Source organism: Pseudomonas sp. NPDC087346 (assembly GCF_044744235.1).
Taxonomy (GTDB): Bacteria; Pseudomonadota; Gammaproteobacteria; order Pseudomonadales; family Pseudomonadaceae; genus Aquipseudomonas.
The window spans coordinates 1-12,158 of the sequence record NZ_JBIUXX010000101.1 but is presented as its reverse complement, the minus strand read 5'-3'; the positions used below and the strand labels follow the sequence as shown (position 1 = coordinate 12,158).

The 12,158-nt window shown below is 51.4% G+C and carries 4 protein-coding genes; 3 read left to right on the top strand and 1 reads right to left on the bottom strand.

Annotated features, from left to right (window positions below; all coding sequences use genetic code 11):
• The 3 genes from ACIOZM_RS30065 to ACIOZM_RS30055 all read left to right on the top strand — a co-directional run.
• The coding region (locus ACIOZM_RS30065; protein WP_401220938.1) for a ribonucleotide-diphosphate reductase subunit beta at nucleotides 1–654 on the top strand (654 nt) is incomplete at its 5' end.
• A 705-nt stretch (nucleotides 655–1,359) separates the two neighbouring features.
• Nucleotides 1,360–4,680 (top strand): STY4851/ECs_5259 family protein, encoded by a 3,321-nt coding sequence (locus ACIOZM_RS30060; protein WP_401220935.1) that lies wholly within the window; start codon nucleotides 1,360–1,362, stop codon nucleotides 4,678–4,680.
• A gap of 9 nt (nucleotides 4,681–4,689) precedes the next feature.
• Nucleotides 4,690–10,788 carry a DEAD/DEAH box helicase gene (locus tag ACIOZM_RS30055; protein ID WP_401220932.1) on the top strand — a complete coding sequence of 2,033 codons (6,099 nt, stop codon included), beginning with the start codon at nucleotides 4,690–4,692 and terminating at the stop codon, nucleotides 10,786–10,788.
• Here ACIOZM_RS30055 and tnpC read toward each other — a convergent pair.
• Nucleotides 10,718–12,158 (bottom strand): IS66 family transposase (gene tnpC, locus ACIOZM_RS30050; protein ID WP_401220929.1); only part of this gene is annotated, 1,441 nt, incomplete at its 5' end. The genes ACIOZM_RS30055 and tnpC overlap by 71 nt on opposite strands.

Here is a 12,158-nt window from a genome sequence, read left to right as displayed (position 1 = left end):
GAATCGCTGGCCATGGATGAAGGCGAGATCTTCAACATGTACCACGAGATCCCGTCGGTCGCGAAAAAAGCCACCTGGGGCCTGAAATACACCCGTTCGATCTCCGATCCGAAGTTCGAAACCGGCACCGTCGAAACCGACAAAGAACTGCTGCGCAACCTGATCGCCTACTACTGCGTTCTGGAAGGCATCTTCTTCTACTGCGGCTTCACCCAGATCCTCTCCATGGGCCGTCGCAACAAAATGACCGGCGTCGCCGAGCAGTTCCAATACATCCTGCGCGACGAATCCATGCACCTGAACTTCGGCATCGACGTGATCAACCAGATCAAAATCGAAAACCCACATTTGTGGGACGCCGAAATGAAGGAAGAAGCGACCCAGATGATTCTGCAGGGTACGCAGCTGGAGATTGAATACGCACGGGATACCATGCCTCGTGGCGTGTTGGGTATGAACGCGGCGATGATGGAGGACTATCTGAAGTTCATCGCTAACCGTCGTTTGAGCCAGATTGGTTTGAAAGAAGAGTATCCAGGGACGACTAACCCGTTCCCTTGGATGAGCGAGATTATGGACTTGAAGAAAGAGAAGAATTTCTTTGAGACTCGCGTGATCGAATACCAAACTGGTGGTGCGCTTAGCTGGGACTAATAGTCTCGCCGCTCAAAACCCCAGATCCGTGAATTTTTTTCACTAAATTTGAAACGGATACACCAAAAAGGGCTGCCATTGGGCAGCCCTTTTTTATTTTCTAAAAAGCGGTGCTCATTGGATTTTGGCGAGGAGCCAGATGAATTTTCAGCCTTCAGGTGACGACTTTTATAATCGAGCCCAATTTATCCGACGTGCCCATGAGCTACGGCAGTAAACGCCGGGCGCTGGTCGTCGTGATTTTTATTGGGGGTCGATTTGAACCTGACCGATAAACTGTCATTCGAAACGCTGGAGTCCTGGCTCTCGGAATCCGCGAACTTACTGTGCGGTTCCTTTGACTCTTCCGACTTCAAGAACTACATCTTCAGCCTGCTACTTCTGATGCGTATAACCATATATTCGAAGAGCTTATCGCCAAGCTAATGAAAGACGAATCGAAGTAGCCACCAAACCGCAAGCAGATTGCGTTAGGAGCTTCGTAAACTTCTAGGGCAGAGCGGCCCAGCGGCAAGATCAGCGGCGCTGATAGGAGCATAAACAACGATTTGAGCACCCGACCTATCAAGATTCAAATGTCGACGGCGTTTCGCGGAGATGGCACAGTGACACACGCCCAAAAACCGAGATGGTGCAGCTGTAAGCGTCGTCGAGGGTCTGTGCCGCGTTGCATGCTTTGAATCTTCAGCATAAGGATTTGCGTCAATGACCGCGTACACCCCTGCTGTAAATCCCATAAAAGCTTGGCTCAGTGAATTTTTGCTCACCCGCGAGCTATTTAAAGGGCCAAATGGTAAACCGCTGTACAGCTACCAACTGTCCGAACACGAGTACGCCTCCTTACGCGATTTACTCGAAAAGTACCTGCGCCCAGTGTCCAGTCCAGTTCAGGTAATACACCTCGGAGCATGTTTTTGTTTGTTCGTCAGTGAGCAGTACCGTAGAAATTACAACAGCTCATGGTCCTGGTCAGGCGCTGAGAGCGAGCTAGCCATCTCACTTTCACACAGCCAGCATGCAACCTTAACCAGTAAAGGCCTGGAATACTGGAAACGCCCTATTCGGTACCGCGAAAACGGTAGGGATTGGCTAGGGTCTCTTTTCGCAGAAGGCGGTTTACCTTGGCCCCTAGTTCAAAGGGAATCTCATGGCTTTGGCAAAGCCGTCAAGCGTGGCATTAATCTTTTCAGTGCAGGCAGCAGCCACCGAACAACTGCTGATCTAATCGCAGAGCACGAAGATGAATTGCCAATTTCCTTTCGCAATCTAGAAACCAGGCAACTGCTTGCCGGCATTGTTGAACAGTTGATGCATCTGGCTGAGCAATACCCCCTGAAGGATCAGAAAGACCCAGCTGCTTACCTAGATAAAGTCGCTCCTGAGTGGACAGAAGCCTTTCCAATCCCTCTCGATGAAACCAACGCTAGAGGTCTGATTAATGATTGGCTACATGATGCAGGCAAGCAGCGCCTTGATAGAAAAGAGGCCTTAATTCAAGCCAGAGCATTCACCTGTGAGCATTTTCTATTAGGCATCCTGCCGGACTGGAGGATTAGGACAGAGCTGGCCTTGCCAAAGGAACACTCATTTGACATTGATGCCCAGCACCTGGGAAGTACTCGGCTCGATCAAGCCTATTACGAAGGTGAGCACATATTAGCTCGTGGGCCTGCGGTGTATGCCCAACTGAACGAGTCGCGTCTGACGATCCGCTTCTCAAATCCCTCAGTATCAATAGAACGGCGCCGGCTAGGCGAACCTGTCACGCTGCGCTTACTCGACAATGGACGAGTTGTTCAATGCTATCAATTTGACGGCAGCGAGTTGGATTACGAAGAAACACCGTTAGTTTTTGAGCAGCGGGCTGATTGTTGGCAATTAGTCGGAACATCCTCTTGCGGTGTTGCTGGTGAGTCCGCACGTGTTCGAATTCCGACCAAATTTAGTATTTCGTCAGACGGCCCCGCACCATCGCTGCTGACTACTGACAGAGAGAACGGCCAGTGGCTGGATTTACGAGCCGACATATCGCTCCAAAAAGGTCCTGACCTCTATCGAATCGAGCTAAATCAGAATCTAAACGAACACCGTAAGCCCGCTCTGGCCGGTGTTCAGGGGCTCTATAACAGCAACCCAAGTGTTGTGTATTTGGGTTGGCCACGACTGGAGCTGCCCGAAGACTATGAGTTTGGTTTGGGCGATATTCTAGAGTTTGCTAATGGGCAACCCCTGGATAGTCTTCGCCGTAACGGCGCCTTAGGTGTCGTTCGTTACACCTTAAAAAGTCGCACGGGAAAAACGCTGTTAACACGACGCTTTGCCGTCTTACCAAAAGAATTCAGTACCTCGTTGCTTCCCGCAACCACCGAAAAACCTGCGCGATTGCAGGTCCAAGGTGCGCTCCAGCTTGACTTAAAAATCAACAGTTCGCTGCTAATGGCCAAGCGGCTGGAGTCTAATCAGTCCGCAACCACTTTTAGCCTTAGTCACCTAAACGATGCACCTCCTGCTGGTTTTATGCTGGAGATCGACCAGAAAAACAGCACTCAGCCACTACAACTTCGCCTTCCGTATCCGTATCAAGGGGCACGGCTTATTGGACCAGACGACCGGCCTTCACGAGCACATGAGCTTACGTTAGCTGAGCTAATAGGTCATCGCATTGCATTGACCTCGGGACAAGCTCAAGGGCAAAGTTTCTACATGCAATTGGAACTTGTGTGCGAGGCGTTGCCGCATCCAAAACGGCACTATGAGATCAAAGTAGGCTCATCGCCCACGCTGCTAAATTTATTTAGCTACCAAAATGACATGCTGCAAATGCTAGGAGCAGTCGACGAACAAGATGCGTTTATCAGACTCACCCTCGAAACCGAAAAGCGCGCGCTCAGCCTGAATATCAGACGGTACAACGGCCGCTTGCAATGGGAAAATCGAGACACATTCACGATCTGCGAAATAAGTAACGCGACAATTTTGAATGAAACCGAAGCTGAAGCAATGTTGCTTTCCGATCCTAAGCAAGCACCAGTCAGAATTGAGGGACTCAAGAGCCAGGGTGTTGCCACCGGGCGATTTATTATACCCAACACCATGCAACATGATGGCCCATGGCTAATCTATCCTGCCAAAGATAGTAAAACTCAATTTCGCCCTGCGCTGTTCGTGTCGGCACCGTCGATTGCAGAAATTCAAACTGAAGTTTTTTCCCTGCACAGGGCGACACAGGTTTTCCACCCCAAAACCAACGCAAACGCCATCAGTCAACAAATCACCGTCATGGCAAAAGAGTTCGGACACAGTGGCTGGCAATATTTAGCGGACTTAAAGCAACACTATGCACACCTGCCATTGTCCTCATTTGAAAGCTGGAAGGCACTGTCAAAGGAACCAGAGGCGCTGGCATTCGCGGTGCTCCGACTAGAAATGGATGAAGCGTTCTGCGCTCGAATTCGCGATGAGCTGGCGGTGATCTGGGAAGCAATTCCTCTCCCCATCTGGGCCGAAGCGCATGCACGATTTTTACAAGGGCTGATCGCATGTGGCTTGCCGGAGATTCTTATCAAAAACCTTGAAACGAATCGCGCGGCAGTGTTGCGACTTGTGGTTTCCGGCTTTGATTATTTGGGCGACTACCTAAGTACTGGCAATAAAAGCAGTCTGACCAAAATCCCTCCCCAACTGGTGGTACCAGGCTGGAATCAAGCCCTACGCCAACAACACGCTACCGACAGACAGTGGCCTACCGATCTTACTGCGGAGTTGACTAGCTGGTTCCTTCAGAATCCGATACCTGCATTCTTGAGAGAGATTACCCCTGTTGGTTTCACTAAAGCGGTTTCTTACTTACCAATCTTTTTAGCCTATGTGACGGCAGGCAAGGCCACCCTAAATGATCTTCCTGTGCCGATGGCGTACCTAAAATTCGCTATTCGATTGGTTTCTGATTTTGACCGTCAGGGTTGGTTCGCACCTACTCACGCACTGATGGTTTCGTATTTGCTAGCCTCCGAACACGAGGCATAAGGAGTTCCGATGCGTTTTTTTACGGATTTAATTGAGCAAAGCCTTAACCGCACGCGGGAAGCGACCTTAGGCGTCCTAGGAGTTAACGAACCAGGGCTTCGCCGCCATCTGAACGAAAAAATGGTTGATGAATTGGGCGCCGATGGCTGTTTTCTGGCTCCGCCGGTTTTCGAGCATACGTTTGGTTGGAAAGAATCGGAAAAACGTCTTCTCGACTTAGAGGGGTCATTGCTCTCCAAAAGCCTGCTCGATACATTACAAAACGCCCATGCGTATGACTTTCCAAGAGAAGCTCATCCCTATGCGCATCAGCTTCAGGCTTGGCGAACGTTGCTTAACGAGAAACCTCGATCTGCCATCATCACCAGTGGCACCGGCTCGGGAAAAACAGAATGTTTTATGGTGCCTATCCTTGAAGATCTAATCCGGGAGCGTGAGCGAAATCAATCGTCTTTGATTGGGGTGAGAGCGCTATTTCTCTATCCTCTCAACGCCCTAATCAACTCTCAACAGGAGCGTTTAGATGCATGGACCCGTGCATACAGTAAAGATATTCGATTTTGTTTATACAACGGTAAAACTGAAGAACGCGAAGGCGTCATTCGTAAGATTCAAGAACAGAAACCTAATCAAATTTTGTCACGTGAGCTTTTGCGCAAAGAACCCGCGCCAATATTAATGACCAACGCGACAATGCTCGAATACATGCTGGTTCGTCAGGTAGACAATCCTATCCTGGAGATTTCAAAGCAGCAGCAGTCTCTACGCTGGATTGTCCTCGACGAGGCACACACTTACGTTGGTTCTCAAGCAGCAGAAATGTCCCTCCTGCTGCGCCGCGTCGTTCACGCCTTCGGTAAAAATCCTGAAGAGATTCGTTTTGTCGCGACATCGGCCACCATCGCCGGGGGGGAAGCGGAAGAAAAGTTGAAACGGTACCTCGCAGACCTCGCAGGAGTGCGGCTAGAACAAGTCGACGTCATTGGAGGATCTCGTGTTTGGCCCGATATCTTGTTCGACTCGAAAGTCGAAAAGGCCTCGCTGGAGGTAATACAGTCTATCGAGAATGAGCAAGAAATATCACCGTCCCGTTTTGATGCTTTAGGACGCAACTCAATAGCACGCTCGTTAAGGCATGCGATTGTTAACTCGACGAAACCGCTAGATTTAAATGAATTACTGACGATACTGAAATCCGAATTAATGCCTGGCTCGCGGCTGGAGCAGCAACGGGAAGTGTTAGGTTGGCTCGATGTATCAACTGGCACCCGACGCCATAAGGACGAACCACCGTTTCTTAAGCTACGGACCCATCTTTTTCAACGAATGCTTCATGGACTATGGTCCTGCATAGACCCCAATTGCACTGCCAAATCTGCCAGTCTGAGTGAATGGCCATTTGGAAACGTCTACGTTCATCAACGTGCATGCTGCGAATGCAACGGGCCAGTGTACGAATTAGGGTTTTGCGATGACTGTAAAACTCCGCATTTGATTGCAGAGGATCGCAATGGGGTTCTTCACCAATTGAGCCCGTACGCAGGAGATGAGTTTTCTCTGAGCTACGAAAGCGGCGAAGAAGAGACGTCGCCTGAACGTGAGGTACCCGGCCCCACTACTAGTCGTACTTATGCACGACGTTTGGTAATTGCCGGGTTGCAGGTCGCACAAGATCCCTTTTTCAGCGTCAGCCTCGATCTCGACACCCACGGCTTATGCGCTACTAACTCAGCGCGCCCTATCAACATTACTATCGCTGAAGAGAAAGCGGCTTGCTGTAGTCACTGCGACCACGAACTTCCAAACAAAAAAAGCTTTCTGAGAAAAGCGTACCTGGGCGCTCCATTCTATGTTGCGAATGCCGTCCCGACGGTACTGGAGTTTTGCCCAGATGCCGACAAAAAAGACAGCAATGAGCGCTCCCCGGAAGAATTACCCGGCCGGGGTCGCAAGCTAATTACGTTCACCGATAGCCGTCAAGGTACGGCACGTATGGCTGTACGCATGCAACAAGAAGCCGAGCGTTCGCGGTTGCGTGGCTTAGTATTTGAAACGCTTCGGAACGTTCAGGCCAAAGCTGATGCGGGACCTAAAGACGTTCCTACTGGCAACTATGATCTGCTGATGCACCAGGCAGAAGGCTTAGAACAGTCGGGAATGGGTGTAATGGCGGCAGATCTACGTAGACTAGCGGCCGCGCTACGATCCGGCACCGCCCCACAAAGACGAATCGTCAACGTCGATTGGGCAAGCATGGTGTATGAGCTAGCAGCCTCCAAAGATGTTGAACAGTCAATCCTGCGCTACAACCGCTACGCCAACCCTGTCCTTTTTGACGGGAGCCAAGGTGGCGCAACTATGGCTCGCTTACTTTTAGCTCGGGAATTTTCCCGACGCCCAAAAAATCAAAACAGTACGGAGACTCTCGGCCTCGTAAAAGTAACCTACCGAGGTCTCAAAGAAATTATCTCTACACCGCCGATGTGGACGGAAACAAACGCGGTACCGGCGACAGGAGCATTTTCGGCGCCTGAAACTCGCTTAACTCTAGAGGATTGGCACGACTACCTTAAAGTTGCACTTGATTTTTACGTACGCGAAAACACTTTTATAAACATGGATCGCGACATGCAATCCTGGATGGGCAGCAGGTTCACCCCAAAATCGCTGTTCTCTCCAAAAACCGAGATGGAAGAAAGCACAACTGTAAAAAAATGGCCTCAAGTAAAATCTGGAAATCCGCATCGGTTAGTAAAGCTACTGGAACAAGCCACCGGATTGAATCGGACGGTCGCTACAGATGCGGACAAAATCAATGCTTGGCTAGAAGCCGCATGGTCTGCTCTGACACAGGCTCTCATCCTGGAGCCCGCAGACCCAGGGCATCGCCTCAAGCTAGAAACACTGACCTTTTCGCTATTAGAAGAGGGGTGGCTCTGCCCGATAACGCACCGAATTTTTGATTCGACTTTTCGTGGGCTAACCCCCTATTTACCCATAAAGTTGCGTCCGCAAGACTACCGTTGCCAGAAAATTCAACTCGCCTCGCTAGCTAACCTCCAGATAGATGGTAGCGCCGTGGCCAAGCAATTGCAGATTCGTGCGCAGGTCTTACAAGACCCGGTCATCCAACACCTTCGGTCTGAGAATCTCTGGACCGATATCAGCGATCGTACCGTGGAAGGCGGATTTTACTATCGAACCGCAGAACATTCGGCTCAGCAGTCCGCCCAGAGACTCGATGACTATGTTGATCTGTTTAAGAAGGGTGATATCAACGTACTCAACTGCTCCACGACTATGGAGATGGGCGTAGATATTGGGGGCATCTCTGCTGTAGTGATGAACAATCTGCCGCCCCACCCTGCCAACTATTTGCAACGGGCGGGACGCGCTGGACGCCGTAGTGAGGCACGCGCGATAGCCTACACCTTATGTAAAGCGGACCCTCATAACCAGCGTGCGTTTGCACAGCCTAAGTGGCCATTCATTACCGCCATTCCCGCTCCTACCATTACTTTAAGCTCTTCTCGCATTGTTCAGAGGCACGTCAATTCGCTGCTCTTGTCTATTTTCCTAAAGTCAAAAACCAGTAGTGACGGCGACCGAACCAGGCTGACCCTTCAATGGTTTTTTGGCGGGGACGACTCACCCTGCCAGCAATTCAAAAGTTGGCTGACTAGTAGTCAGACAGAATTCGCAGACCCAATCAAACGCCTTGTCAGCGGAACGTGCTTAGATGGCTGCCTGCTCAGCACAATCTCAGCCGAGACTCAGGAAAGCGTACGTATTCTGGAGGACCGGTGGCTTGAAGAATCTCGAAAGCTCAACGCTAAGCTGCAAGTGGCGACAGATTTACCGTACAAGAAAGCGCTAGAGCTGGAGAAAAAACGTCACGACGGTGAGTACTTGCTTCGCGATCTCGCGTCCCGTGCGTTCCTTCCAGGATATGGATTCCCTACTGATGTCGTGACACTCAATACCTACAACATTGAGGACTTCAAGCACCAGCGAACTCATCCTGATAGTCGTGAAGACAGCATTTTCAACAACAAAGAGCTACCGTCTCGCGGTTTAAACATTGCGATACGAGAGTATGCACCTGGGTCACAAGTGGTAATCGATGGGCGAGTCTATCGTTCGGCAGGAATCAGTTTGCAGTGGCATGCATCAGGCCAAGTAAACGAAGCACAAAAATTAGATATCGCTTGGCGATGCTCAAATTGTGGCGCGACAGGCGTAATCGAAAACGCCTACACCAACAGCTCCGAGCTAACGTGCTCACACTGCATGCACGCAATTCAACTAAACGAGCGCCGAACCGTCCTTCGCCCTGGCGGCTTTGTAACCGACTTCTATGAGTCCACAACAAACGACATCACTTCTCAGAAGTTCATCCGAGTCGAACGACCTCGCATCCAACTGACTGGCGAGACGATCTCGCTGCCCGACAAGCGGTGTGGTTTCGTACGATTTGGTCACGACGGCAGTGTGTTCCATCATTCATCCGGTGAACACGAAAAAGGTTACGCCGTGTGCCTAACCTGCGGACGTGCAGATTCAATGCTCGCCTCCGGTGAGATTCCGAAAAATCTGCTCCCAGATCAACTACACCGGCCAGTGGGCGGGATCACAGGTAGTCGTAAAGAGTTCGACTGCCCCGGCACGGCAGTTAAGCCTAACCTATTCTTGGGCTATCAAATTCGCACTGACGTCATGGAGCTTTACTTAAGAAGTCCCCAGACAGGCCTGTGGCTCGGAGATAGTCTGGCAGAGCAAACAATAGCCACGACTCTTGCCGTTGCGCTACGCGACGTAATCGCCGAACTCTTGGGTATTGCCAGCACAGAAATGGGCTTTGGCTTCCGTCTTGATCGCGATATCGAAAGTGGACAAGGGCGAACGGTCATTCAGCTGTTCGATGAAGTCAGCGGAGGAGCCGGGTTTGTCCTGGCTGGCTTAGCGAATACAACCGAGCTATTACGTAAAACGGTAGGGAAGCTGCATTGCCCAGTTAACTGCGAAAACGTCTGCTCGCACTGTCTTGCAGGTCAAGACAGTCGAGTGGAGAGAGAGGAGCTAGATCGTGGACGCGCCATGGAGTGGCTGACTGTGTCGGGCCTAATCGAACATTTAGACTTGCCCAGCGAGTTTGAAACTGTGGTGGGGGCTAGTTATTGCTCGACCGGCCCGATCCGCTATTTGTCCTCAGCGATCAATTCAGCGGATCGCAGTGAAAACGACACCTCTATTTGCTTGGTGATGAGGGGAGATGCAGAGGACTGGGACCTAGATCACCCTTACTTCCATGAAAAAATCCTCACTTGGGCAATCGCTGACAAACTCAAAGTAAAACTGGCAATTCCTTCTGGAGCGTCGCTAAGCAAAGAACAGAAAAACACCCTCTTTGACCTGGTTAGTCTTGGGATCGTGATTGAGGATATGGACAACTCCCTCCCACTGATTAAGCCTTATCTGGTGGCTCAAATTCGTTCGAAGTCGGGCATCAAGAGTCTTTTTAGCAGCGATGCCTCCGCGGCGACTCCAGGAGCCGGATGGATGAGTAGCAACGATGGAATAGTATGGGCTGGAAGCGACTGTGTTTCTGATTGCAGTGGTCAGCCTGTCGACGTCCGGACCTGGCGCCAATTTGAGCAGGGTGCACGGGTCATCGAAATCACCCACGAGCTTGACGGGCCTATCAGCAGCTTGCATAGACGTCTCGCTTCTCTCATTGAGAAGCACGCTCCCGAACTAACTGAGTTGATTGCCACAGACCAAGCAGTGGTGGTCAGCTATTCCGACCGTTATTTGAAATCACCATGGTCGTTAATGTTGTTAAGCGGTTTTCTTGAACTTTTCAAAAATGAAAAACTCGAGTCGCTTCGAATTCAAACGCTAGCCTCCAGTGGTGATCAGTCCAGCAATCAAATTAGTCATGACTGGAGATTCCAACTTGATCAAGAAGCACTTCTTAAGCTTTGGTTGGGTAGCCAGTTCTCCATCTGTATGCGTCCGGGCATCACGCCTTGCGTGATTAAACCGGCTGCCACTTATGCGGAAGCAACTGCTCGATTTCACTCGCCCGCTGCGTCGGCAGGCGCGTGAGAACATCTTTTAGATAGACGTACGGGTCATGACCATTCAGCCGCGCAGACTGGATCATGCTCATGATCGCCGCCGCCCGTTTTCCGCTACGTAGCGACCCGGCGAAGAGCCAGTTCTTGCGCCCAAGAGCCCACGGCCGGATCTGGTTCTCGGCCCAATTATTATCAATGGGTACGGCCCCGTCATCGAGGTAGCGCGACAGCGCTGCCCAGCGTTTGAGGCTGTAATCGAGGGCTCTGCTGATAGCCGAACCTTCGGGCACAAGATCACGCTGGGCGATCATCCAGGCATGCAGCCTGTCCATCACCGGTACGGCTTTTTCTTGCCGTATTCGGAGCCGTAAATCCGGCTCCAGGTCGCGCACTTCGCTCTCGATTTCGTACAACAACTGGATGTAGCGCAGGGCCTGCTCGGCGAGCTGGCTCTTGTTGGTTGCGTGCAATTCAAAGAACTTGCGCCGGGCATGGGCCATGCAGCCGATCTCGGTCACGCCGAGTTCAAAGCTGGCCTTGTAACCGCCAAAATCGTCGCAGACCAACTTACCTTTCCAGCCTTGCAGGAAGTTGCGAGCATGCTCACCGGCGCGGCTGGGGCTGAAATCGTAGACGACAGCGGCTGTTTCACAGAACTGGCTGGTGGCGTACGCCCAAACATAAGATCGGTGAGTTTTTTTCGAGCCTGGAGCAAGCATTTGCACGGGTGTTTCATCCGCGTGCATGACCTGCTGCCTGATCACTACGTCACGCAAGGCATCGACCAGAGGCTGCAACTGCACGCCTGTCATGCCAACCCACTGAGCCAACGTGGAGCGTGGAATCGCCAAGCCAGCACGACCAAAAATCGATTCCTGACGGTAAAGCGGAAGATGGTCAGCGAACTTCGCAATCATGACGTGAGCAAGTAACCCGGCCGTCGGGATGCCCTTGTCGATGACCTGCGCCGGCACCGGCGACTGGATCAGCGTTTCGCAGTCATCGCAAACCCACTTGCCACGAACATGGCGCTCAACGGTAAACACGCCCGGCGTGTAGTCCAGCTTTTCACTGACATCTTCACCGATACGTTTCAGTGCGCAGCCGCATGGGCAGTGAGTGTTGTCCGGTTCGTGATGGATCAACGTGCGTGGGAATTCTGCCGGTAATGCCGTGCGCTTGGGCTTTTGCTTTTTCTCGGTCGCCGCTGGTGCTATTTGCAACGCCTGAAGCTCAGCCTCTATCGCCGCGATATCAGTATCGATCAGGTCATCAAGCAGGCTGGCCTGATCAGGACTCATCTGCTCACTGCGCTTGGCAAACTTCAAACGCTTGAGCTGTGCGATCTCGTGGGTCAGCTTCTCGATCACCGTTTGATCGCGGTTGATCTTCTTGCCC